Origin of the sequence: Eikenella sp. Marseille-P7795, from assembly GCF_916618725.1 — a bacterium.
GTDB classification, from domain to species: Bacteria; Pseudomonadota; Gammaproteobacteria; order Burkholderiales; family Neisseriaceae; genus Eikenella; species Eikenella longinqua.
Map to the genome: position 1 here is coordinate 39,054 of NZ_CAKAJZ010000009.1, position 24,270 is coordinate 63,323.

Sequence of the window (24,270 nt, forward strand, 5' to 3'; positions counted from 1 at the left end):
TCTGATATATCAATAATGTGTCGGGTTTCCTGGCAATGTGTAGCGGTGGGGAGGGGCTACCTGAAAGCGCAAGCTTCAACGCAGTTAAAACGGGCAAAGCGGGTTTCTGCGAAGCTGGAATTTTTGCTGTGCAGAAACTCGGCCCTGGTTTTGCCAAGACGGCGGTCCACCGCGTTGAAGCTTGCGCTTTAGCTTTGCTGAAACTCAGCCTTGCTTCGCAAGACATCGATCCACTTCGTTGAAGCTCACGCTTTCAGGTAGCCTTTGCTTGGCCGGTGGTGCTAATCGACGATTCTTTCGTGCGGGAGGCGGCCGGCCCAGTCGCTGGCGAATTGGTAGGCGGTGCGGCCGGAGCGGCTGCCGCGCATTTGCGCCCAGTTGAGGGCGGCGCGGCGGGCGGTGTCGTCGAGGGGGAGGCCTGCGTCGGCGAGCCAGCTTTCGGCGGCGGCGAGGTAGTCTTCTTGGCTGAAGGGGTAGAAGCTGAGCCAGAGGCCGAAGCGGTCGGAGAGGGAAACTTTTTCTTCTACGGCTTCTTGTGGGTGGACTTCGCCGTGTGTGCCGGTGCGGCCGAGGTTGTCGGCCATGTGTTCGGGCATGAGGTGGCGGCGGTTGGAGGTGGCATACACGAGGACGTTTTCGGCACGGCGGGAGAGGCCGCCATCGAGGGCGGTTTTGAGGGCTTTGTAGCTGTCTTCGCCATCTTCGAAGGAGAGGTCGTCGCAGAAGACGATGTATTTTTCGCTGCGGGGGGCGAGCAGCTGGAGCAGGGCGGGCAGGCCGGCGAGGTCGTGTTTGTCGACTTCGATGAGGCGCAGGCCGCGCTCGGCATATTCGTGCAGCAGGGCTTTGATAAGGGAGGATTTGCCGGTGCCTCGGGCGCCGGTGAGGAGGGCGTTGTTGGCGGGGCGGCCGGCGAGGAATTGTTCGGTGTTGCGCACGAGGCGTTGGGTTTGCGGGCTGATGGCGGCGAGGCGGGAGAGGGGGAAGGTGTGGGGCGCGGGAGGGCGGTGAGCAGGCCGCCGTTGCCGTGTTTCTGCCAGCGGTAGGCGAGGGCTTGCCAATCGGGCTCTTGCTGCTCGGGGGAGGATTGGGTCGAGGCGGCGGAGGACGGAGGCGGCTTGTTTGAGGAAGGTTTTGAGTTTCATGGCGGTTGGGCGGGCGGTGGATGGGCTACCTGAAAAATTGGAGGCTACCTGAAAAGCGGGTTGGGATAAAGGGTGTTTTGTTTTTCAGGTAGCCTTGGGTGCGGGGGTGGGTTTAGTCGTAGCGCTGGCAGCGGATGTTGGTGTCGGCGCAGAAGATGGCGTTTTGTTCGGCGTTGCAGGCGCGGCGCACTTGGGCGCGGGCGAGACCTTCGTTGTGGCTGGTGGCTTCGTAGGTTTTGCGGAAGGGGGAGATGCTGCACACATACACGGGGTCGCGGCCGGTGCGGTGCTCGATGATGACCTCGTTGCTCCGGCTACCCTGGGATTGGTTGCGCTCGAGGATGGCGAGTGCGGGGAGGAGGTGTTTTTTCATGGGGGATTCCTTGTTTGGAAAAGTTTAATTTTGCTGAGGCTGTTTTTCAGGTAGCCGGAATGGGGGTAGGCTACCTGAAAATCGGGGAATAAAACAGGGCGGGTGTGAATGAATGGGGTGGTGTTTGGTTGGTATGTTCTCAGGTAGCCTGCTTTTGGCAAGAGGCTACCTGAAAACTTTGTGGCCGCTGCGCTGCCTTATGCGCGGGCAAGGTTGCAGAGGTATTGCCACAGGAGGGGCACGGGGCGGCCGGTGGCGCCTTTTTCTTTGCCGGATTTCCAGGCGGTGCCGGCGATGTCGAGGTGGGCCCAGGTTTGCTCTTTGGCGAAGTGGGCGAGGAAGGCGGCGGCGGTGAGGGTGCCGGCGGGGCGGCCGCCGATGTTTTGCAGGTCGGCGAAGTTGGATTGGAGCTGTTCGCCGTATTCTTCAAACAGGGGGAGCTGCCAGGTTTTGTCGCCGCTTTGTCGGGCGGCGGCGAGCAGGCTGTCGGCGAGGGCTTGGTTGTTGGCTACGAGGCCGCTGGCCACGTGCCCCAGGGCGATCACGCAGGCGCCGGTGAGGGTGGCCACGTCGATGAGGGCGGCGGGCTTGAATTGGGCGGCGTAGGTGAGGGCGTCGCACAGGATGAGGCGGCCTTCGGCGTCGGTGTTGAGGATTTCGATGGTGGTGCCGTCCATGGCGGTAACGATGTCGCCGGGTTTGTTGGCGGCGGCGTCGGGCATGTTTTCGCAGGCGGGCACGATGGCGATGAGGTTGAGCGGGAGTTTGGCGCGGGCGGCGGCAATGAAGGTGCCGATTACGCTGGCGCCGCCGCACATGTCGAACTTCATTTCGTCCATTTCGGCGCCGGGCTTGAGGGAGATGCCGCCGCTGTCGAAGGTGACGCCTTTGCCGACGAGGACGACGGGGGCGGCGTTTTTATCTGGCGCGCCGAAGTAGGAAAGCTCGATGAGGCGGGGCTCTTGGGCGCTGCCTTTAGCCACGGACCAGAAGGAGCCCATGTGCTCGCGGATGTAGTCGGCGCCGAGGATTTTGGCGGCGGCGCCGGCGGCCTGGGCTTCGGCGCGGGCGGTGTCGGCGAGGTAGGCGGGGGTGCAGATGTTGCCGGCGGTGTTGCCGAGGTCTTTGCACAGGTTGATGCCGTGCAGCAGGGCTTGGGCTTGCTCGAGGGCGGTGCGGGCGGCTTCGTCGGCGGCGGGGGCGTAGAAGTCGGCTTGTTGCAGGGCGGCGGGTTTGGCGGTTTTTTTGAAGCGGTCGAAACGGTAGGCGGCTTCGCCCAGCGCGGTGGTGAGCGCGGTGAGGGCGGCGGGCAGCTCGGCGGCGGGGAAGGCGCTCAAGTCGAGGGCGAGGGAGGGCTGTTTCTGCGCCCAGGCGGTGGCGTGGCGGAAGGCTTTGGCGAGGGTGTCGCGCTCGGTGTTGCCGAGTCGGAGCACGGCGATGTCGGTGAAGCTGCCGTTGGCGGGAATGCGGGCGGCGGCAAAGGGTTCGCTGTCAGTCAGGCCGGCGTAGAGGGCGGCGGCGGGGGTCGACGGGGTACCGGTGCTGAGGTAGAGGCGGGCGGGGGCGTTATCGGGCAGAGCGGCGGGGTGGAGCTGGAATTGCATGGTGGTTTCTTTAATTATGGCTGTGTAAATAAACAGGCTGGATTTTAGCGGCTGGGGTGGGTAAAGGCTACCTGTAAAAATATCGAGCTGATTTTTTTTCAGGTAGCCTTTTGTGCAGGAAAACGGGTTTACGACACCTGCTGCCGATACCACTCGATAAAGTCTTGCGGGGCGGTGTAGCCGATGAGCGGGCTGCTGCGGCGGCCGTCGGGGTGGATCACGAAGATGCCGGGCGGGCCAGGCAGGCCGTATTCTTTCAGCAGGGCGCGCTGCTCGGGGGTGTTGGCGGTGAGGTCGATTTGGAAGATGCGGTTGCCGGGGATGGCGGCCTGCACTTCGGGCTGGTTGAAGGTTTTGTGTTCCATTTCTTTGCAGCTGGCGCACCAGTCAGCATAGAAATCGAGCAGCACGGGTTTGCCATCGGCCAGGGCTTGGCGCATGGCTTGGTTGAGCTGCTGCGGGGCAGTGAATACTTGGTGCGCTTTTTCCTGTGGCAGCAGGAGGTTGAGCGCCTGATGCAGGGCAGTGGGCTGCATGCGCACACTCTGCACGGCAAAGAACACGCCGCCGGCCAGCAACACGCTGCCCAAGCCCATGGCCAGCGGCTTGAGCTGGCGGGAGCGCAGGTGTTTGCCCAGCAGGAGGCCGCCGGGAATCACCAGCAGCAGGGCATACAGCGCCACGGTGAAGCCATAGGGCAGGAAGGGCGCGGCCAGATACACGGCCACGGCCAAAAGGATGATGCCGAAGGCATGCTTGATGCTGTTCATCCAAGCGCCGGCCTTGGGCAGGATGTGCCCGCCGAACGTGCCCACCAGCATCAGCGGCAGGCCGGTACCCAGCGCCATGCTGTATAAGGCCAAGCCGCCCAACGCGGCATCGCCGGTTTGGCCGATATAGCCCAGCGCCACGGCCAAGGGCGGCGCCACGCAGGGGCCGACAATCAGCGCCGACAGCATGCCCATCACAAACACGGAAGCCATTTTGCCGCCGGAAAGTTTGCTGCTCTGCTGCTGGAAATAGCTTTGAATGAATGAGGGCAGCTGGATGGCGAACACGTCAAACATACCCAGCGCCAGCACCACAATCAGCCCGGCGGCAGCCAGCACCACCCAAGGCTGTTGCAGCCACACGGTGAGCAGCGAGCCTGTGAGCCCGGCCAGCACGCCCACTGCGGCATAAGTGAGCGCCAAGCCCTGCACATAAATGGCCGATAAAGCCAATCCGCGCCGTTTTCCGGCATTGGCCCGGTCGCCCACAATGATGCCCGACACGATGGGCAGCAGCGGATACATGCAGGCGGTGAAACTCAAGCCAATGCCGAAGCTAAAAAAAGCCAGCAGGTTTGCCCCCAAAGTGTCGCGCGAAAGGGAAAACGGGCTTTTGCGCGGCTGCGGAATCGGGCTGGCGGCGGGCGCGGCATCCTGCGGCGCGGTAAAGCGGCTGCCGCTACCGGCCGGGGCGGAAGCGTTGCCGCCGTAGATGCCCGGGCCTTTGATTTCAATCGTTTGCGTTACCGGCGGATAGCACACGCCCGCATCGGCGCAGCCTTGGTAGCTCAGCGTGAGGCGGTAGGGCGCGGCGGGCGCGGTTTGATAGGGCAACTTCACCACGGCTTGGCGGTAGAACACGGTTTGCTTGCCGAAAAACTCGTCTTCCTTTTCCTTGCCCGGGGAAAATTCGGCCGCGCCCAGCAGGCCTTCAGGCTCGGTGGTGGCGCTGATTTTCTCTTGGTAGAGGTAATAGCCATCGGCGATGGCGAACTGCATGGAAATGCTTTGCTCTTCCGCAATCACGGTGGGGCGGAAAGCCTGCTCCGCCGGCAGCAGGCTGTCGGCATCAATGGCCTGCGCCGCCAGGCTGGTGCCGAGCAGGGCAGGCAAAATAAGGAATCGGATAAACTGCTTAAACATGAGGCTACCTGAAAACCGATACGGCTTAAAATATTTGCGGATTATAAGGAAATATGCCCACCCCCGCCATGACCTTAATTTAACAGAGCGATTAAACAGATTTACCAGGGCAGCCCCACGGCAAAGTCCGCGCCCGTTCTGACAACACCCCGCCGAATGCCGTAAAATAAGCTCGCCGGCTTGAAAACCGCCATTCGCGCCCCATTTGGCAGGGCAACCGTATATCTATTGCCGAGGAAAACCATGTCCCACCACAATCACCACCAACACCCCGAAACCGAACAGCCGCAACACGAAGCCGCTGTGGAAACCCCCGAGCAGGTCGATGCCCAAGTTCAGCCCGAAGACACCCCCGAGCAGCTCAAACAGCGCATCGCCGAGCTCGAAGCCGAGCTGGCCGACATCAACAAATACCACCAAGCCGAGCTGCAAAACCTGCAACGCCGCCATCAGGAAGAAATCCAGTCTGCCCACAAATTCGCTGCCAAGAAATTTGCCGAAGAGCTGCTCAAAGTGAAAGACTACCTCGAAATGGCGCTGCAAGACCAAAGCGGCAACTTCGACGCCCTCAAAATGGGCGTGGAAATGACCCTCACCGAGCTAAAACGCGCCTTCGAGCAGGCACAAATCAAAGAAATCCTGCCCCAGCCCGGCGAAAAGCTCGATCCGCACCGCCACCAAGCCTTCCAAACCGTGGAAAGCGAGCAGGAGCCCAACACCATCGTCAGCGTGATGCAGAAAGGCTATACCCTGCACGACCGCGTGCTGCGCCCCGCCACCGTGTCTGTGGCCAAAGCGCCGGAGGCCTAAGGCTTAGAAGCAGTTTGTAGGAATGGCATAAATTTCAGGTAGCCTCTGTTGCGTGCGGAGGCTACCTGAAAAATTTTGTGGGCTGCTTGGGTGGTGCATGCCCAATGGTTTGCTATAGCGAACCAACTTAACTTTCGCTACGGCGTTAGCTCGCCTTGCCGTACTCTTGTACTGTCTGCGGCTCGCTGCCTCGTATCGAAAGCCAATTTGATTCGCCATATCCTTCGCAGGAGCGGATTTTATATTCGCCCCTACGGTGTGGCGGGGCATTGTTCAAACCTTGCAGAATTGGCAGGCCGGGCACGAATAAAGGCTACCTGAAAATGCCATGCGGTTTTTGCGCAGCGATATTTTCAGGTAGCCTTTGATTATGCCGGGCTTGGCGGGCGGGCAAACTTATGCGGCGGTGGGCAGCTCGAAGATTTCGCGCAGCAGTTGTTTGTAGAAGGCGAAGGCGGTAAGGGAGCCTTGCAGGGCTTGCTCTTGTTCGGCGGGGGTGAGGCCGAGTTCGTTGAGGCGGGCGGCGAAGTTGCGCCAGTGTTTGCCGCGGCCGTCGGCGTGGGGGCCGAGGTGGCGGGCGCCGTGTTCGGCGGTGTAGCCGAGCTTGTTTTGCGCGTCTTTAAACAGGAAGGCGGCGCCCACGTTGGAGCCTTCGGCGCAGTAGAGCCAGCCGATGGCTTCGGCACCCTGCGGCTGCGGGATGGGCAGGGATACGGCTTTTTCGGCGGCGCCGAGGTCTTGCAGGTCGAGCAATACGTCGTCGTAGCGGGCGAGCTGGGCGAGGCCGGGGATTTTCTCGTTGAGCTGCGGGTTTTTATAAATGTCGTCCACGATTTTGTGGAACACGGCTTGCAGCTGGAGGAAGCGGGTGTAGTTTTCGGCGGTGTCGAAGGGTTTGACGGACATCACGAGCTCGTCCACGCTGTCGTGGGTGGCGCGGCTGTTTTCTTTGAGGTATTGGTTGAACGGGGTTTGGGACATGATCGGGTTCCTTTTGTGTGAACGTTTGTGCTGCTGTTGTTGGCGGCCTGGCGGGTAGGCTGCCTGAAAAATGAGAGGCTTCGGTTTGGCGGAAATGTTAGCTTCGCAGAAGCTCAGCCGTGGCTTCGCCGAAACATCGTTTTAACTTTGTTGAAGTTTATGCTTTCAGGTAGCCTGCGGTGGGGCGGCAGGCTACCTGAAAATGTGCTTGCAATCAAACCCGGGCTAGAACTTGGCTTCGATAATGAGGCTGAAGTTGCGGCCGGGGGCGCTGAAGCGTTCGATGCCAGCATGGGAACAGCCGTCGTGTTGGGGATTGCCATTTGAATCCGGACAATTATTGACACGATTAACAGTACCGAATTCGCGAATACTGCGCAGAGTTTCCCAAGAATAATAATGTTTATTAAATAAATTAAAAATACCACCACGAATGGTTAGATGTTTTCTGAATTGATAATTACCAGTTAAATCTACTAACCAGACATTACGACTATGCCTAGCAAATGGAAAAGGTCGATTGGTATTTTCATAGGAGGCAACAGTATCGCTAGGATTTTTGCGGGCAAAGTAGCTGACGTTCATATCAAGCCCCCAACGATTATCTGGATGCTGGTAACCAATACCGATAACACCGTTGAAAGGATGGATGGCATTAATCGGGATGTGGCCGTCGGCCTCGCCTTTGGTATAGTTGGCGGCCAGGGTGGTGTAGCTGCCTGCGGGCAGCCCGATGCTGTCGAGATTCCAGCGGGCTTTCAGCTCCAAGCCTTTGATGTCGGCGCGGGAGCGGTTTACGTTTTGATAAACATTGGCGTACTCAGGTGAAGATAATGATTTTGTTCGGTAATTCCAAAGTTGAACTTCTTTGTAGCCCCTGTTAACAAAATCAATAAAATCACGGTAACGTGTGCGGTAACCTGATAAACGAACATTACCCCAGTTGCCATGTAAGTCGATGCCCAATTCAAAATTCTTAGCTCGTTCAGCTTTCAAGGTTGGATTCGGGTCAACATAGAATTGAGTATTTGGGAAATAGAACCACATTTCATCAGTAGTGGGGGCACGGAAGCCGGTGCTGTATTTGCCTTGCAGGGTAACAGCCGGGGAAATGTTCCAATCCAGCGCGGCCACATAGCTGGGCGAGCTGAAACGTGCCTGCTGGTTCCAAAGACCTTTGGCTTCGAGCTGGCCTCTCACGTCGGGGTTGAAGCTGTCGGTGTCGAGCGTGTGCATTTTGGTGCGGTCGTAGCGCACGCCCAAATTCAGCTTGAAGCGTTCGCTGAAGCGCAGAGTATTGTTCCAATACACGTTGTAGCTAGTGGATTGGGTGCTGACTAGGAATTCTTTATGATCATTATTGGAAGCTAATCGATCTGGATAAAAAACGAAACTCCAATATTGTGTGTTACTGTTTGTATTGCGCTTACGTGAACCACCTATACCATATGCGATATCCCAAGTAGTATTTGAACTTAAATCAAAATGCTTGTCTGCGGCAATTTTAAATTGGTTTGTCTCATAATTCAGACTACGGCGAATAAAATAGTTTTGGGCAATAAACCCATATCGGCGAATATAGTCAGCATTTGGAATATCCCATGACATAGTAGTCATGCTGATTTTTTGGCGGTCTAGATTGATAGTCAGTTTATTCCACGGCCCCCATTCCAGCAAATTTTCATACTCTAAACCTACTCTCCTACGGTAGGCAACATCATGGCGATATCGATAACTGGTTTTAGGAGTCCCCCAAGTGTCAAAGAGGTTTGATAATTCATCGGTTTCTCTGTCTTGGCGAGTAGCTTCGTAAATCCCACTTAAATAATTATTGCTATTGAAGTGGTAGCCAAGACGAAAAAGTTCAGCATGATCTTCAGTATTTTGTGGATCGGGTACACCACGAGTTACACCGCTATAGGAAGTGTTCCCATAGCTATGATCATCATTAAATCTCAGATTTAAATCCTTACCTGGACGATGATTTTTAGTTTCATGTCCATTACGTACCGTACCCACCACTAGGGCATCGAACCCACCCAAACGACCAGCGGCGGTAATGCTGGCCAGCCATTGTTCGGAGCGGCTCAAATAGCCGGTTTTCATGCCGACATAGTAGGGTTTTTCCTCGTCCACATAATCGCGCGGCGATTTGGTGCGGTAAATCACCGCGCCGCCCAAGGCGCCGCTGCCGGCGGTAATCGAATCGGCGCCTTTGCTGATGGTCACTTCGCTCATGTGCTCCATTTCCGCGGCGTTGCGGTTGGCGTTGAAGTTGCCGTATGCACCAAATAAATCTTGGAAAGCAGAAGAGGAGCGGCTTTCGCCTTGGTCGAGGCCGTCCACCACAATCGCCACGCGGTCTTTATCCACGCCGCGGATGCTGAAGCCGTTGGAGCCGGCGCGGCCGCCTTCGGCCACGCTGATGCCGGGGTCGTAGCGCACCATATCGCGGATGTCCTGCACCATTTCCTTATCCAACTGTTCGCGGCGGACGCGCTCGCGCCCGAGCTGGCGCGGGGCATGCCGCCGGCCGCGGATTTGGATGGTTTCCAGCTGGCCGGACACGGTATCGCCGCCGGCGCTGCCGGTTTCGCTTGCTGCCCAAGCGGGGGCGGAGAAAATGCCGCATAATGCCAAGAACAAAATGCTCGGTTTATGATGAATATGTGTTTTCATGTTTGCTTCATACCAAATGACTAGATTTGACTACTTTAGGTTATGGATTAATGGGATTTAGATCAGTTGAAGTGGTGTCTTGGTCACGTCGGTCATCCCTAGTAGTTCCTCCAAACACGCTATTAAGATCAGGTCTATTGCCAAAGGTAATTTTCCCACCAATTTCAGTACCAGCAGGATCATACCAATCACTTTTACCATAAAAGCCACCATCCACTTGGCCATTGATGCCATTGGAAGTAGCATTACCGCTAAAAGTATTACCATTGACACGAACGTCATCAAAATTTATATCTGCACCAAAATCCGTATTACCTTTGATAGTGCCACCAACTTTCCCAGTATTGAAATTTACTGTGAGCAATGAACGGACACCATTATCTCGGCTAGTATTATAAGAAGAAGTTACAACGTTTCCCTCTTTAACTCGGAAAGCCCATACTTCATAAGTTGCCTTACCTGTAGGAACAGTTGAACCACTACGTTTTTGCATATCTTCTACTGGTGCTGGTATGCCCCCTGCGAACATATCTATTTGTCCATCAGAACCAATCCATACGCCGTAACGCATACTAAGCACATAACCAGCAGGAAGGCTAGAATTGGTATTTTCACAACAAACTAATAATTTACTACCATTCGCAGTTGCTTGGGGAGTAATTTTGGTTGGCTGTGTTTTGTCAGGGATAGAAGGGGCAGAAAAATCTGGGGGATTGGTAAAACGGTCAAATGCATAACTTTTACCATCTGGTGCTTGATAAATGAATTGATCTGAGTATGAACCAGCAAATCGCACACGCCGCAACTCGCCGTTACCTGTTTGGAATGTAGTTGGTATATCTGCGCTAGGGGAAGCTCCCGAGATTTTGTTTTGATCTATTGGCGTCAAGGGTGGAACAGGGGCGGTACCGTCGGGGATGGCAACGCCGCCGTTGCCGGCACATCCGGCCAACACGGCGGCCGCAGACAAAGATAAAATCAAGCGTTTCATGGTTAAGTTAAACCTGTTTTTGTTGAAAAGTAATGGTAATATATATCATTTCCGCAAATAAGGGAATCACTTTGTGCGGGGAAGGCTTTGCCGCCCGGCAGGGGCTGCGGGAATGCCAAATAATACGTTTTCAAATAATTAGTTGAGATATGCAGAGAAAAATCATTGCAATGGCGGCTTTGGCGGCGGTATGCGCGGCGCAACATAGCCGTGCTGACACACCTGAACAAGATCAAAGCCGTTTTTTACAATCCGGGCAGCAGCAATGGCTGCGGCAGCTGGAGCAGGGCGGGGAAAAGCCGCCTGCGGCGGAGGCGGCGCAGCGGCAGCCGAGGGTGGTTACGCAGCAGGATTTGCTGCAACAGCCGCAGCTTTTGGCGAATATGCTGGTGCAGGTGTTGAACAGCCGCCCGCAGCCGGAACTGCTGGCGGATCTGACTGCGCTGTATGCGCAAACGCCCAATCCGGACACGGTGTTGCTGCGGCGCGCGCAGGGCATGCTGGCGAAATATCAGGGAAACTACGCGCAGGCGGTGCAAACCTACCGCGAGCTGGCGGCGGAGCAGCCGCAGGATGTGCGCATCCGCCTGGATTTGGCGGCGATGCTCACGGAAGATAAGCAATGGCGCGAATCGGCGCGGCTGTTTGAAGCGGTGCAGCGCGAGCCGGAAGTGCCGCAGGCGGTGCAGAATAATGTGCAGCAATATCTGAGCTATATCAGCAAGCAGCAGCAATGGCAGTGGGGCGGCGGGCTTTCGCCGGCGTTTGATGATAATGTGAACAATGCGCCGCCGCCGCATTGCAGCCCTTTCGGTTGCAGCCGCGAGCAGCCGAAAAACGCGGCGGGCGTGGCTTATAGCTTGGGCTTGGCGAAAAACCAGGCGCTGGGCGGGCATCACAATCTGCGCGTGCAGCTGGATGTGAGCGGCAGCAATTATTATTGGAGCAACAAATCGGCTTATGACAACGCTTATGGGCGTTTGGGCGCGGGCTGGCTGTGGCAAGATGCACGGCAGCGGCTGCTGGTGTTGCCGTTTTACCAGTTCCAGCTCAGCGGAACGGATAATTGGGAAGGCCGCAAACGGCAAAACAACCACACGCTGAAAATGCATATGTGGGCGCACGCTGGCGGCGTGCGCACGGAATACAGCCGCCTGCTCACGCCGCGCTGGCAGCTCCATACCGCGCTGGATGCCTACCGCCAGCGCTACCGTATGCAGGAAAAAGCGGAGGTTTACAACGGCTGGTATCTGGGCGAGAGCGTATCGCTGGCTTGGCGTGCCACGCAGCGCAACACGCTGTATGCCGGCCTGAATTTCAACCAAATGCTGCCCGACAAAGGAGATTTGCCCGAGCGCAACGGCCGGCCTGGCACGCGCCCGAACGACGCGGCCTACCGCCGCTACGGCATTAACGCGGGCTGGATTCACGATTGGGACGCGCTGGGCGGCTTGTCCTCGCGGCTGAATGTGGCGCTGGGCGAGCGGCGTTTCCGCGGCAGCACCATCAATATCGACCCGGTGCGCGGCTTTATCCCCGAGCGGCGGCGCGACCGCGAAACGCAATATTCCGCCGCCGTGTGGCACCGCAACTGGCGCATCTTGGGGCTGACGCCGAAGCTGAATTTTTCCTGGCAGCGCATCCGCAGCAGCCATGTGTGGGCAGGGCGGGAGAGCAAGCAGGTGTTTTTGGAATTGGAGAAACAGTTTTAATGGAGAGAGGCTACCTGAAAAATTTGGGCTTGGCGGAAACGCTGATTGGGGGAGTGCCGAAGGTTTTCAGGTAGCCTGAGCAAGATTAGTTTGGGTTACGCCATGGCTATCCCAAACTGCTTATCGAATTTTCTCGTAGCGGCGGATTTCATATCCGCCGTTTGTTTTGGTTACGGCCAGGGGCGGATATAAAATCCGCCCCTACGGATGGTTGGGCCATGGTTTGCAAAGATTTCGGGTTTAAACAGATGAGGCTACCTGAAAACGAGCGACGCGAGTTTCTGCGAAGCTAAAATAGCGGCGGCATAAATTAAGGCTACCTGAAAACGCAGCATGGAGAAAATTTTCAGGTAGCCTTTATCTTGTTTGCAAAATAGTGGTTTAGGAAGCTGCCCCTTTGCCCTGCTGGCTTTTCACAATGCTCATGCCGGCAGAAACGAGGCTGCCGATGTCGGCCACGTTGGCGGGCATAATCAGGGTGTTGCTTTCTTTGGCCAGTTTGGCGAAGGCGTCCACATATTGCTCGGCCACTTTCAGGTTTACGGCCTCGCTGCCGCCGGGCTGCTGGATGGCTTCGGCCACCATGCGGATGGCGTCGGCGCTGGCTTGCGCCACCAGTTTCAGCGCTTCGGCTTCACCTTGGGCACGGTTGATGTGGGCCACTTTTTCGCCCTGCGAGGCGTTAACGGCGGCTTGGGCTTCGCCTTCGGATTTTTTGATTTCGGCTTCGCGCTCGCCCGATGCCAGGTTGATCTGCTCGATTTTCAAGCCTTCGGATTGGGCGATGCGGGCGCGTTTTTCGCGCTCGGCGGTGATTTGCGCCTGCATGGCGCGCAGGATTTCCTGCGGCGGCACGAGGTCTTTGATTTCGTAGCGCAACACTTTCACGCCCCAGGATACGGCGGCTTCATCCAGCGAGGCGACTACGGTGCGGTTGATGTCGTCGCGCTCTTCGAAGGTTTTATCCAGCTCCATGCGGCCGATCACGGAGCGCAGGGTGGTTTGCGCCAGCTGGGTGATGGCGGTGATGTAGTTGCTGGAGCCGTAGGAGGCGAGCTTGGCGTCGGTTACCTGAAAATAGATGATGCCGTCTACGGTGAGCTGGGTGTTGTCGCGCGTGATGCACACTTGGCTGGGCACGTCCAGCGGGATTTCTTTGAGCAGGTGTTTGTAGGCCACGCGGTCGAGGAAAGGGATGAGGAAGTTGAGGCCGGGCTTGAGCACGGCGTGGAAGCGGCCGAGTCGTTCGACCACATAGGCTTCCTGCTGCGGCACGATGGTGATGGCTTTGAAGCCGAACACGACAACTACGGCAAACAGGATAAGGGGCAGGGTGAGAAAGTCCATCAGTTTTCCTCCAAGGGTTGCAAAATCAGGATGTTGCCGGATTTTCCGGCAATGCGGGCGGCTTGGCCGGCCTGGGCGGCGAAATCGGCTTCGGCCTGCCAATAGGTGCCGCGGTATTGCACGAGCCAGAGCTTGCCGGATTGCGGCTGGTGCAGCAGCACGGTGTTGCCGATGTCTAAGTCTACATCTTCTGCGGCAGCCGTGCGGTGGTTGCGCCGCCAGCGGTACACGGCGGCGATGCCGGCGGCAGACAAAATCACGGCCACCAGCAGCGCCGCGCCGCCGCCCGCGCCAAACAGCCAGGCGGCCACGCCGGCGCCGGCCAGCGCGATGGCCACAACCAGCAGGTAAAACGTGCCGCTGAACATTTCGGCAATCAGCAGGGCGGCTGCGGCGATAAACCAATACCAGTAGGGCATGTCGGCTCCTTTCTTTGGTGTGGGCGGGGTGGCTTGGCGGAAACTTGTTCCGTTTTTCAGGTAGCCTTTGGGCGGCGGATGAGGCTACCTGAAAAATTGGTATTGCGCCAAGCGGTGTTTAGGGTTGGGCTTCGAGCAGGCGCGGCAGGGCGGCGGTGAGGTCTATGCCGGCGGCTGCGGCGGTTTGCACGAGCTGCTGCGGGGTGGCGCCGCGTGCGGCTTGGCCCATTGCCCAGAGCAGGCTGCTGCGGGTGCCGCTGCGGCAGTAGGCGAGCGCGGGGGCGGGATGGCTGGCTAGGTGCTCGGCGAAGGTTCGTGCGGCGGCGGTGTCGATTTGCGGCATGAGCATGGGCTGGTGGATTACATGGCGGATGCCGGCTTCGGCCGCCCAATGGCGGATTTGCTCGAAGCTGGGCTGGCCGGGCTCTTCGCCGTCGGGGCGGTTGCAGATGATGGTTTGGATGCCGGCGGCTGCGGCGGCTAGGATGTCTTGGCGGCTGATCTGCGGGGAGACGAGTAGGCCGTCGGCAAGCTGGGGAAAGGGGGATTGTGGCATGATTTTCCTTAATTGCTGGGGATGGTTTCGGCATGGTTTGGCCGAGCGGGGCGGCTGGGCGGCCCGGCTCGGTGGGTTGCGGTTATTGCTGCGCTTGTTTGGCGTTTACCAGCTCGATGGATTCTTTGGCGGTGAGGTGGTCGATTTCGAGGTTTATCACTTTCACATAGTCGAAATGTTTGCCGATATAGCTGAGCAGGCCGGGCTGGCCGGGGGAGTATTTGTGGCCCACGGCTTCGAGGGCTTCTTGTTTTTCGGCGGGGTCGGTAACGGTGCGCACGGTGCCGAACACGATGGCGCTGCGGAAATAGGTGGTGAATTCGGGGGAGATGATGTCGTTGAGGTCGACCACGCAGAAGGAGACGTGGTTATCGCGGGCGAGGAGCTCGTGTTTGTGGCCTTCGGGCGCGCCGTGCAGGATGATTTTGCCGTTGTGGTACACGTAGCTGATGGGCACGGCGTAGGGGTAGCCGTTGTCGCCGTGCAGGGCGAGTACGCCTGATTTGCCGCGCTGCAATATGGCAACGGCTTCTTCTTGCGATAGTTGCTGGTTTTTGTGTTTCATTTCTCTGAACATGATTTTCTCCAATATTTACTGTTCTCAAAACCGGCGGCTTGAGGTTACCTGAAAAATGAAGGTTGGCTTTGCAAACCGGTTTTCAGGTAGCCTTGGCCGACGGGTGAATCATACCAAATTTTGGGGCGGCAGGCTTGGCTTGGGTCAGGGTTTATTCATATACGGCGGCGGCTTGCAGGATGTCGGCGAGGGCTTGCCAGCTGAGGCTGGTTTCGCTGAAGGGCTGGGTTTGATTGGTGTTGCGGTAGTAGGCTTCCATGTCTGTTATCCGTGCATTGGCTTGGAGGAAGTCGGGCAGGGCGGCGTTGGGGAGGGATTGGCTGTGTTCGGGTGCGGCAAACTCGGCGAGGAAGGCGAGGAAATCTTGGCGGGTGCGGATGGTTTGGGGCATGGTGGGAAGTTTCCGGGAGTTGGGGTGGCGGGCGGAAGGCTACCTGAAAATCGGGATGGCTGCATAGGAGGATATAGTGGATTCAATTTAAATCGGGACAAGGCGGCGAGCCGCAGACAGTACAGATAGTACGGCAAGGCGAGCCAACGCCGTAGCAGTTTAAATTGAATCCACTATTATTGGGGCGCGGCTGAAGCCGGGTTGCGGAGCTGCCAAATCTGCTTCATGGGCATGCAAACGGCGATATAATCGCGGCTTTTCTTGTTTACAGGTTTACAGGTTTACAGGGAGGCGGGCGATGTTCCGCAGTTTCTTTATCAGCCGCCGCTGGCTGCGTTGGTCGGTGGCGGGCACGCTGCTGATTTTGGCGGCCACTTGGTATCGGGTGCAGCTGAATGTGCAGATTAACGATTGGTTTGGCACGTTTTACGATTCGGTGCAGAAGATGTTGGAAAAGCCGGGCTCGGTGAGCTTGGAGGAGTTTAACCGGCAGGTGTTTACTTTTGCGCGGATTGCGGGCGTGTATATTTTGGTGGTGGTGGTGGGCAGTTTCATCAACAAGCATTATGTGTTCCGCTGGCGCACGGCGATGACGGAGCATTATATGCGCCATTGGCCGCTGTTACGGGATATCGAGGGGGCTTCGCAGCGTATTCAGGAGGATACGATGCGTTTTGCCACAATTATGGAGTCGCTGGGCGAGAGCGGGCTGCGGGCGGTGCTGACGCTGGTGGCGTTTTTGCCGATTTTGTGGAAGCTGAGCGAGCCGATTACGGAGTTGCCGTTGGTGGGGCATGTGGACCATTCACTGGTGTATGTGGCGATTTTGGCGTCGCTGCTGGGCACGGTGGCGCTGGTGGCGGTGGGCTGCAAGCTGCCGGGGCTGGAGTTTGATAATCAGAAGGTGGAGGCGGCCTACCGCAAGGAATTGGTGTTGGGTGAAGACGATGCGGCGCGGGCGGATGAATTTATGCTGGCTGCGCTGTTTCAGAATGTGCGGCGCAATTATTTCCGCCTGTATTGGCATTATCTTTATTTTGATGTGGCGCGTTATTCTTATTTGCAGTTTTCGGTGGTGCTGCCTTATCTGGCGATGGGGCCGGCGCTGGTGGCGGGCACGGTGGCGCTGGGGGTGATGCAGCAGATTGTGCGGGCATTCGGGCAGGTGTTGGAGGCGTTTCAGTTTTTGGTGCGCTCGTGGCCGACGATTGTGGAGCTGATGTCGATTTACAAGCGGCTGAAGGCGTTTGAGCACAATATTGTGGGCAGGCCGCGCGCCGAATAGAATTTTTGATTATATCGACATTAATAAAAAGTATTTCTGGAGGCTTTTTTCTTCTTCTATCATAAGCCGGGAATGTGGGCAAACCACCAAACCGATATTGAAGGAGAGAAAGATGCCGAATAGATTCAACCGCCTGCTGCCAAAATGGGGCTTGGCTTCGCAGATTACCTTTGCCTTTGCCGGCGCGATTGCACTGGGCTTGCTGGTGCGCTTTACCGGCGGTGGCGGCCCGGTGGCGGCGGCAGGCAATTTTCTAGGCTCGCTGTTTGTGGGTGCGCTCAAGGCGATTGCGCCGCTGCTGGTGTTTACGCTGGTGGTGTCGGCGATTGCGCAGCACCGCAAAGGGATGAATTCCAATATCCGGCCGGTGATTGTGCTGTATGTGGTGGGGATGGCTGCGGCGGCGCTGCTGGCGGTGGCGGTGAGCTTTATGTTTCCGTCTTATGTGCCGCTGAGCGGGGTGAATGCGGCGGATAAGCCGATTCCGAACGACTTCGGCGAGGTGCTGCAAAACCTGCTGCTCAAGGTGGTAAGCAATCCGGCGCAGGCGCTGGCGGAAGCCAACTACATCGGCATTTTGGCTTGGGCGGTGGTGCTGGGCTTGGCTTTGCGCTTGTCTGACGAGCCGACCCGGAATTTCCTGAAAAACATTTCCGATGCGGTAAACAAGGTGATGTATTGGATTATCCGCCTGGCGCCGGTGGGCATTTTCGGTTTAACGCTGCATACTTTCATCAGCACGGGCTTGGACAATCTGGCGGCGTATCTGCATGTGCTGCTAGCGATCGTGGGCGCGATGGCGTTTATGGTGCTGGTGCTGAACCCGCTGATTGTGTTTGCCGCCACCCGCAAGAATCCTTATCCGCTGGTGTGGATTTGCCTGAAGGAGAGCGGGCTGATTGCCTTTGTGATCCGCAGCTCGGTGGCCAATATTCCGGTCAACCTCAATTTGTGCAAAAAGCTGGGTTTGAACGAGGAAACCTATGCCGTTACCATCCCTTTGGGCGCCACCATGAATATGGAGGGCGCATCCATCACCATCACCATCCTCACACTGGCGGCGGTGCACACGTTGGGCATCCACGTGGATTTCATCACAGCTTTTTTGCTGGTGCTGATTGCCGTAATCGGCGCGTGCGGGGCTTCCGGGATTCCGGGCGGCGCCCTGCCGCTGGTGCCGATGGCGTGCAGCCTGTTTAATATCGATAACGATGTGGCGATGCAGATGGTAACCATCGGGCTGATTATCAGCGTGGTGCAAGACCCGTGCGGCACGCTGATCAATTCTTCTACCGACGTGCTGTTCACCGCCGCGGTCGATCCGGCGTATCGGAATCGGGATAAGCTGGTGCCGGCGGAAACATCATCTTCTTGAATATCCGGCCAAATAAAAGGCTACCTGAAAACTGTTTTCCTGTTTTCCTGTTTTCAGGTAGCCTTTGCCGCCTGCCTACTGCTTATCGTGAAACTCGTGGAATTCATAGCGGTACGACAGCGCCCCGCCGGCTTTTTTCTGCGCCAGGTAGTCATCGTATACCGCGCGGATTTCCTTGCGCAGCAGGAAGAGGGCGATCAAGTTCGGGATCACCATGAAGCCGTTGAACATATCGGAAAGATTCCACACCACGTCCACCTTGCCCAGCGTGCCCAACACAATCGCCAGCAGCACCAGCGCGCGGTAGATGCCCAAATGGCGGTCGCGGAACAGGAAGCGGATGTTCGATTCGCCGAAGTAATACCAGCCGATGATGGTGGTGAAGGCGAAAAAGGTGAGGCACACCGCCAAGAGCTGCGCGCCGAAGCCGCCGAAGGCAATCACAAAAGCCTGCTGCGTTACTGCTGCGCCTTTCAGCCCTTGCTCCGCCGCCGTGATGTTGGCATCGGTGAGCAGGATAATCAGCGCGGTGGCGGTGCACACCAGCACGGTGTCGATAAACACGCCCACAAACGCCGCCATGCCCTGCTGCACGGGGTGCTGCATATCCGCCGTGGCGTGCGCGTGCGGCGTGGAGCCCATGCCCGCCTCGTTGGAAAACAGGCCGCGCGCCACGCCGAAGCGCACCGCCTCGCGCATGCCGATGCCGGCCGCGCCGCCCAACACCGCTTCCGGCTGGAAAGCCGCCACGAAAATATGGTTAAACATCGGCACGATGTGGCCGGAGAATTGGAACAGAATCACAATCGCGCAAATGATGTAGATAATGGCCATAAACGGCACCACAAACTGCGCCACATTAGCGATGCGGTTTACCCCGCCCACGATAATCAGCCCGGCCAGCACCGCCAAGCCGATGCCCACCGCCAGCGCGGGCACGTTGAACGCCACGGTAACCGCTGAAGCGATGGAGTTGGACTGCGTGGCATTGCCGATGAAGCCCAGCGCGATAATCAGCGCGATGGAGAAGCCGCCGGAGAGGAAGCGCGCCGCACTGCGGCCGATTTTCGGCGTGAGGCCGTGCGTGATGTAGAAGGCCGGGCCGCCGATGTATTTGCCGTGGCTGACCACGCGGTATTTCTGCGCCAGCAGTGCTTCGGCGAAGATAGTGGACATGCCCAAAATGGCGGAAAACCACATCCAGAATATCGCGCCCGGCCCGCCGGCGGTAATCGCCGTGGCCACGCCGGCCACGTTGCCCGTGCCGATTTGGGCAGACACGGCCACCGCCAGCGCCTGAAACTGCGACAGGGATTTATGGTCTTTGTCGGCCGGGTCTTTTTTGGCAAACAGCCCGCCGAACACGGATTTGAATGCGGCGCCGAGCCGGGTGATTTGCGGCGCGCCCAAATATAGGGTGAAAAACAGGCCGATGCCGAGCAGGGCGTAGATCAGCAGATAGTCCCACAACACGAAATTGACTTTATCCACCAGGTTAGAGAGTATTTTTTCCATAGTTAGCACCTCGCAAAATAGGGGGTTGGAAACTAGCGGCCGAAGCGTTTCCTTGATGTGTGCCGCTTGGCCGTGGGTGAAAAGAAGGGTGGTTGGGAGGAAAACAGCCGGGAGGAAATGCATGCCGACTGCGGCGGGCGGGGGAATGGTAAAGGCTACCTGAAAAAATTTCCCCCGATAGCTTAAGCAGTTGCCTTGTTGCACGCAGCCGCTGCTTTGCTGAAAATGAAAGCGGGGCAAAATAAATATGCGCGGCGCTCGGCCGTGGGTATGTTTATTTTGCCCCACTGTGTTTTTCAGGTAGCCTGCTTCGGGCTACCTGAAAAATTTGATGTAAGCTTGGGTTAATTTAACACAAAAAATGCGAAGGCGGGATTTTATTTCGCCTCCCCGGCGGCAGGCACCGGAATCAGCCAGCCGTAGCGGTCTTCGGCGAGGCCGTATTGGATGTCGGTGATGGCTTGGCGGATGGCCATACCGCGCTCTTGGCTCTGCACGAGGATTTCCTTGCCGTCGATCACCAGCGAGGTTACGGGCGATACCACGGCGGCGGTGCCGGTGAGGATGGCTTCGGCGCCGTTTTCCACCGCTTCTTGCAGTTCGGCCACGGTGAAGTTGCGCTCACTCACCTGGTAGCCCAAATCTTTGGCCACGTGCAGCACGGAGTCGCGGGTTACGCCGTGCAGGAATTCTTCGGTGAGCGGCTTGGTGATGATTTCGTTGCCTTTAATCAGCGCGAAGTTGGAAGCGCCGGTTTCCTGCACGTCGCCGCCGGGGCAGAACAGCACTTGGTTGGCGCCGTATTGCTGCCGCGCGCGCACCACGGTTTGCAGGGCGGAGGCGTAGTTGCCGCCGCATTTCACGCGGCCCATGTGCGGGGCGCATCGGATGTGCTCGGTTTCCACCAACAGCTTCATCGGCGAGCCTACTTTGAAATAGTCGCCCACCGGCGAGGCGAGGATATAGAGCATGGCGGAAGAGGAGCCCACGCCGGCCTTGCCGATTACCGGGTCGGTGCCGATGAGTGTGGGGCGCAGATAGAGCGCGGCGGGAGCATCGGGCACCTCGTCTGCGGCGCGCGCCACCAGTTCCAGCATGGCCGACAAAAACGCCTGCGCGTCGGGCACGGGCAGCTCCAGCAGCCGGGCGCTCTGCTGCATGCGGGCGATGTTGGCTTCCGGGCGGAAGATGACGATGCGGCCGTTTTGCTGGCGGAAGGCTTTGAGGCCTTCGAAACATTCGCTGCCGTAGTGCAGGCTGTGCGCGCCGGGCGGCAGGGCAAGCGAATCGGAAGATTGCCAGCGCACCGGCTGCCATGCGCCATTAGTGTAAACCAGCACCGGCATCTCGCGGTGGAAAACGCTGCCGAAAACGGCAGGAACTGCTTTTGCCATGATAATTCCTTGTGATTTGTGCTAAAGCTCGAAAGATACTCTTGTAGCAAAGCGTTTGACAAGCCCTCTGCTCAAGAAAACAAAAAAAGGCTACCTGAAAACGGCTTGGCAGGGCGCTTGTGCCTTGCCTTGGGTTTTTCAGGTAGCCTGTTTGCCGGAATGGGGCGCGATTTTGGAATTAAATATTGCCGGCGAAGGTGTTGCACTGGGCGGGGTCGCCACTGTTGAGGCCGCGGCGGAACCATTGCAGGCGCTGGGCGGAAGTGCCGTGGGTGAAGCTGTCGGGCACGGCATAGCCGCGGCTGCGCTGTTGCAGGCGGTCGTCGCCCACGGCTTCGGCGGCGTTGAAGGCTTCTTCCAAATCGCCTTCTTCAAACAATTGCCGCTCCTGCGCGCGGTTGGCCCACACGCCGGCCAAGCAGTCGGCCTGAAGCTCCACCAGCACGGAGAGGCGGTTGGCATCGCGCTCGTTTAGGCGGGCGCGGGCGCGGTTGACGCGGGCCATGGTGCCGTCGAGGTTTTGCACGTGGTGGCCGACTTCGTGGGCAATCACGTAGGCGAAGGCGGCGTCACCCGCTGCGCCGAGCTGGTTTTTCATGTCGTCGTAGAAAGAGAGGTCGAGATACACTTTTTGGTCGGCGGGGCAGTAGAAGGGGCCCATGGCGGCCTGGCCGGTGCCGCAGGCGGTGGGGGTGCTGCCGCGGTAGAGCACCATTTTGGGCTGCACATACTGCCGGCCTTGGCTGCGGAAGTAGCTGCCCCAGGCGTCTTCGGTGGTGGCGAGGATTTGGGCGGAGAAGCGGGCGAGCGCTTCTTCTTCGGCGCTGGCGGCCACGGGGCGGCTTGGCTGCTCTTGCTGCAATTGTGGCATTTGGCCGCTGCCCATCAGGCCGCTCAAATCGACGCCGTAATACGCGCCGATGAGCACGATAATCAGGCCGACGATGCCCATTTTGCCGCCGCCTCCGCCGTAGCCTCCGACGCCGGAGCCGCGGCGGTCTTCGATATTGCTGCTGCTGCGCTGGTTGCCGAGTTTCATTGGGTGTTCCTTGGGTTGATGTGGTGGGGGCGGATTATATAACAGGCTACCTGAAAAAGTTCAGGTAGCCTGTTGCGCGGCGGCGTTTATTCGATGGCGTATTCGATGGTGACGACCAGGCGCACTTGTTTGCCGACGGTGCTTTTGTCGTAGCTGCCGCCGTATTCGTCGTCGCCGCTGCTGCCGCTGTCGGCGTAGATGTTGAACGAGCCTTGCGAGGCGGAGCGCATGGCGCCGACTTTGCCGCCGCCGGTGGCGGCGAATTCGTCGGCGCGGCGGCGGGCGTCTTCGGTGGCTTGCTTAATCAGGCTGTGTTTGATGGTTTCGAGGTTGCCGAGCAAGTATTGCGGGGCTTCGAAGTCGATGGCGTCGTTGCCGGCGCGCAGGGTGAGGATGTTTTGGTGGGCGCTTTGGATGCGGTCAAGCTTGTTGGTGGCCACGGTGAGCTGCTGTTTGCCGTCGTAGCCGTTGGGGGTGCGGATTTCGTTGCCGTGGGCATCGTGTTCCACTAGGAAGGCGGGGCTGATTTCGGGGGCGTCGGTTTGGATTTCGGCGGGGTCGAAGCCTTGGCTGCGCAGGAATTGGTGGAGCTTGGGCCGCTGCTGTTTGAGCTGGTCGAGCACTTCCTGATAGCTGCTGCCGTGCACGCGCACGGCGGTGTTCCAGCGGGCGCGGTCGGATTGGAAGTTTTGCTCGGCCAGGCCTTTCACGGTGATGGTGCCGGGCTGGCGGAAGTTTTTAAACTGGGTGCCGAGCACGAAGGCGGCGGCCACGAGGCCGACGGCGAGCAGCAGGCCGAGGGCTTTGACGCTGCCGGAGAGGGTTTTTTCTTGGGGCATGATATTTCCTTAACTTGGAAGGGAGGGGGAAGGCTACCTGAAAAATCGGCAATACGGTTTGACTTGGGTTTTAGCTTCGCAGAAACTTCGCTTCGCTCATTTTAGCTTCGCAGAAACTTCGCTTCGCTCATTTTAGCTTCGCAGAAACTTCGCTGCGCTCATTTTCAGGTAGCCTTTTGTGCTATTCCTGCCAGCCGCGTTTGATTTTGTCGAGCGCGCGGCGGTCGCGTTTGGTGGGGCGGCCGTCGTGGTAGGCGGCGCTGATGCGGCTGGCTTGGTCGAGGGCTTTCTGCGCTTCGCGTTTGGCGGCGGTGGCGCTGTCTTCGGCATAAAGGGCGCGGGCTTCGGGGGCGGGGCGGCGCTGGTGGTTGAGCGCAAGCACGGTGATTTTGTAGGGCAGGGAGTTGAGCGTGAGGTCGATGGTGTCGCCCGGCTCGATGTTTTTGCTGTTTTTCACTTTGGCGCCGTTCACCTGCACGCGCCCGAGCTCGATGTGCTTCTGCGCCAGGCCGCGCGTTTTGAAGAAACGGGCGGCCCACAGCCATTTGTCGAGCCGCATGTGGTGTTCTTCGTGGGTGTGTTTGCCTGCCATATTCTGCCTCCGGTGGGAAAAATTTATTTTATACCAAAGCGGGGCGGGCGGCTAATGCTGCGCAGCGGGGTTGGTGTGTTGCGCGTATGCACGTGTATGCAAAATATTTATGGTTTAATATCATTGTGTTGTTTTGATTTTATGCTTGATTGGCAAATAAAATATTGCAGCATTAAATCTTTTTCGCTATATTTGCATACAAATGAATACAAAGAGAGGTGTTTGCATATGGCCGCGATAAACCGAATCCCCATCAGCGTGCGAATATCGCAGGAAGACGCAGATTTTATTGCTGAACTTAAAATCGAAGGCGCGAATACGCCCTCCGAGAAAATCCGCGAGCTGCTCAAGCAGGCGCGGCTGGCACACAGCCAAATCCACGATTACGGCGCCGCCCTGGCCGCGCAGGAGCAGTTTTTTCAGGTAGCCAAGCGCGACGTGCTGCACGCCGAAAAAGAATTCGGCATCCATTCGCACATTGTGGCGCGTCTGTTTGAGCAGCTGCCCGACCTCGGCGCCACCCTCGCCGCCGACCTGCCCGCCAATGCGCAGGAAGCCGATTTGAAGCAATACGAACGCGAGCTGATGTGGCGAATCGTGCGCCTCAGCGACAGCATTTTGCAGCTCGCCGTAACCGGCAAAGGCGCGGCTTACGACGATACCGTGCTGCAACAGCTTGAAAATACGTTGAAGCTGGCAAAAATCGTGCAGCAGGCCGGCGAAGTTTGAGCTC

21 protein-coding genes and 1 pseudogene are annotated in these 24,270 nt (G+C 57.9%); 5 read left to right on the forward strand and 17 right to left on the reverse strand.

The genetic code is table 11. The annotated features are described in order from the left end of the window. Window positions 1-281 precede the first annotated feature (281 nt). The 4 genes and pseudogenes from LG371_RS10545 to dsbD form a co-directional block, all read right to left on the reverse strand. Window positions 282-1,145, reverse strand: a pseudogene (locus LG371_RS10545) (ATP-binding protein). A gap of 112 nt (window positions 1,146-1,257) precedes the next feature. Beyond that, a complete protein-coding gene (locus LG371_RS10550; protein WP_225748446.1) occupies window positions 1,258-1,518 on the reverse strand; it encodes a hypothetical protein in 261 nt (86 codons plus the stop codon). A gap of 197 nt (window positions 1,519-1,715) precedes the next feature. Further along, window positions 1,716-3,122: a leucyl aminopeptidase gene (locus LG371_RS10555; protein WP_225748447.1), complete on the reverse strand. Its 1,407-nt coding sequence runs from the start codon at window positions 3,120-3,122 to the stop codon at window positions 1,716-1,718. 128 nt (window positions 3,123-3,250) lie between these two features. Then, a complete protein-coding gene (gene dsbD, locus LG371_RS10560; protein WP_067591324.1) occupies window positions 3,251-5,035 on the reverse strand; it encodes a protein-disulfide reductase DsbD in 1,785 nt (594 codons plus the stop codon). A 243-nt stretch (window positions 5,036-5,278) separates the two neighbouring features. On the opposite strand from dsbD, the gene grpE reads away from it, so the two are divergent. Next, complete coding sequence (gene grpE, locus LG371_RS10565) at window positions 5,279-5,845, forward strand: nucleotide exchange factor GrpE (RefSeq protein ID WP_225748448.1); 567 nt, start codon at window positions 5,279-5,281, stop codon at window positions 5,843-5,845. Between the two features lie 396 nt (window positions 5,846-6,241). Here the strand turns inward: grpE and LG371_RS10570 are convergent, their stop codons facing one another. The 3 genes from LG371_RS10570 to LG371_RS10580 form a co-directional block, all read right to left on the reverse strand. Then, a complete protein-coding gene (locus LG371_RS10570; RefSeq protein WP_067591329.1) occupies window positions 6,242-6,826 on the reverse strand; it encodes a biliverdin-producing heme oxygenase in 585 nt (194 codons plus the stop codon). Between the two features lie 225 nt (window positions 6,827-7,051). Then, entirely contained in the window at window positions 7,052-9,505 is a 2,454-nt protein-coding gene (locus tag LG371_RS10575) for a TonB-dependent hemoglobin/transferrin/lactoferrin family receptor (RefSeq protein WP_067591332.1), read from the reverse strand. 40 nt (window positions 9,506-9,545) lie between these two features. Next, entirely contained in the window at window positions 9,546-10,496 is a 951-nt protein-coding gene (locus LG371_RS10580) for a transferrin-binding protein-like solute binding protein (protein WP_082890713.1), read from the reverse strand. Window positions 10,497-10,645: 149 nt separating this feature from the next. Between LG371_RS10580 and LG371_RS10585 the strand changes: the two genes are divergently transcribed. Then, on the forward strand, window positions 10,646-12,208 hold the full coding sequence (locus LG371_RS10585; RefSeq protein WP_225748449.1) for a surface lipoprotein assembly modifier: 1,563 nt from the start codon (window positions 10,646-10,648) through the stop codon (window positions 12,206-12,208). A gap of 381 nt (window positions 12,209-12,589) precedes the next feature. On the opposite strand, the gene LG371_RS10590 is transcribed toward LG371_RS10585, so the two are convergent. The 5 genes from LG371_RS10590 to LG371_RS10610 all read right to left on the reverse strand — a co-directional run bounded on the left by LG371_RS10590 (window position 12,590) and on the right by LG371_RS10610 (window position 15,498). Next, on the reverse strand, window positions 12,590-13,555 hold the full coding sequence (locus tag LG371_RS10590) for an SPFH domain-containing protein (protein WP_225748450.1): 966 nt from the start codon (window positions 13,553-13,555) through the stop codon (window positions 12,590-12,592). Then, window positions 13,555-13,974, reverse strand: a complete 420-nt coding sequence (locus LG371_RS10595) for an NfeD family protein (RefSeq protein ID WP_225748451.1) — start codon at window positions 13,972-13,974, stop codon at window positions 13,555-13,557. The genes LG371_RS10590 and LG371_RS10595 overlap by 1 nt, the downstream gene beginning before the upstream one ends. Before the next feature lie 118 nt (window positions 13,975-14,092). After that, the gene (locus LG371_RS10600) at window positions 14,093-14,530 is read right to left on the reverse strand and encodes a TIGR01244 family sulfur transferase (RefSeq protein WP_067591347.1); all 438 of its coding nucleotides are present in this window, start codon (window positions 14,528-14,530) and stop codon (window positions 14,093-14,095) included. Window positions 14,531-14,612: 82 nt separating this feature from the next. Beyond that, on the reverse strand, window positions 14,613-15,107 hold the full coding sequence (locus LG371_RS10605; protein WP_225748452.1) for a pyridoxamine 5'-phosphate oxidase family protein: 495 nt from the start codon (window positions 15,105-15,107) through the stop codon (window positions 14,613-14,615). 151 nt (window positions 15,108-15,258) lie between these two features. Next, the gene (locus LG371_RS10610; RefSeq protein WP_067591354.1) at window positions 15,259-15,498 is read right to left on the reverse strand and encodes a hypothetical protein; all 240 of its coding nucleotides are present in this window, start codon (window positions 15,496-15,498) and stop codon (window positions 15,259-15,261) included. A 298-nt stretch (window positions 15,499-15,796) separates the two neighbouring features. On the opposite strand from LG371_RS10610, the gene LG371_RS10615 reads away from it, so the two are divergent. Both LG371_RS10615 and sstT read left to right on the forward strand, forming a co-directional pair. Next, entirely contained in the window at window positions 15,797-16,783 is a 987-nt protein-coding gene (locus LG371_RS10615; RefSeq protein ID WP_067591357.1) for a putative transporter, read from the forward strand. A 112-nt stretch (window positions 16,784-16,895) separates the two neighbouring features. After that, window positions 16,896-18,158 carry a serine/threonine transporter SstT gene (gene sstT, locus LG371_RS10620; RefSeq protein WP_082890715.1) on the forward strand — a complete coding sequence of 421 codons (1,263 nt, stop codon included), beginning with the start codon at window positions 16,896-16,898 and terminating at the stop codon, window positions 18,156-18,158. A 75-nt stretch (window positions 18,159-18,233) separates the two neighbouring features. Here the strand turns inward: sstT and LG371_RS10625 are convergent, their stop codons facing one another. The 5 genes from LG371_RS10625 to LG371_RS10645 all read right to left on the reverse strand — a co-directional run bounded on the left by LG371_RS10625 (window position 18,234) and on the right by LG371_RS10645 (window position 23,537). After that, window positions 18,234-19,673: a sodium:alanine symporter family protein gene (locus tag LG371_RS10625; RefSeq protein WP_225748453.1), complete on the reverse strand. Its 1,440-nt coding sequence runs from the start codon at window positions 19,671-19,673 to the stop codon at window positions 18,234-18,236. A gap of 377 nt (window positions 19,674-20,050) precedes the next feature. Continuing rightward, window positions 20,051-21,067 (reverse strand): branched-chain-amino-acid transaminase, encoded by a 1,017-nt coding sequence (gene ilvE, locus LG371_RS10630; protein ID WP_225748454.1) that lies wholly within the window; start codon window positions 21,065-21,067, stop codon window positions 20,051-20,053. Window positions 21,068-21,245: 178 nt separating this feature from the next. Then, window positions 21,246-22,106 (reverse strand): neutral zinc metallopeptidase, encoded by an 861-nt coding sequence (locus LG371_RS10635; RefSeq protein ID WP_225748455.1) that lies wholly within the window; start codon window positions 22,104-22,106, stop codon window positions 21,246-21,248. Window positions 22,107-22,192: 86 nt separating this feature from the next. Further along, a complete protein-coding gene (locus tag LG371_RS10640) occupies window positions 22,193-22,945 on the reverse strand; it encodes an SIMPL domain-containing protein (RefSeq protein ID WP_067591369.1) in 753 nt (250 codons plus the stop codon). Window positions 22,946-23,126: 181 nt separating this feature from the next. Then, complete coding sequence (locus LG371_RS10645) at window positions 23,127-23,537, reverse strand: RNA-binding S4 domain-containing protein (protein ID WP_225748456.1); 411 nt, start codon at window positions 23,535-23,537, stop codon at window positions 23,127-23,129. Between the two features lie 228 nt (window positions 23,538-23,765). Here LG371_RS10645 and LG371_RS10650 point away from each other — a divergent pair, with 228 nt between their 5' ends. Next, on the forward strand, window positions 23,766-24,266 hold the full coding sequence (locus tag LG371_RS10650) for a hypothetical protein (RefSeq protein ID WP_067591372.1): 501 nt from the start codon (window positions 23,766-23,768) through the stop codon (window positions 24,264-24,266). The last annotated feature ends 4 nt before the right edge of the window (window positions 24,267-24,270 follow it).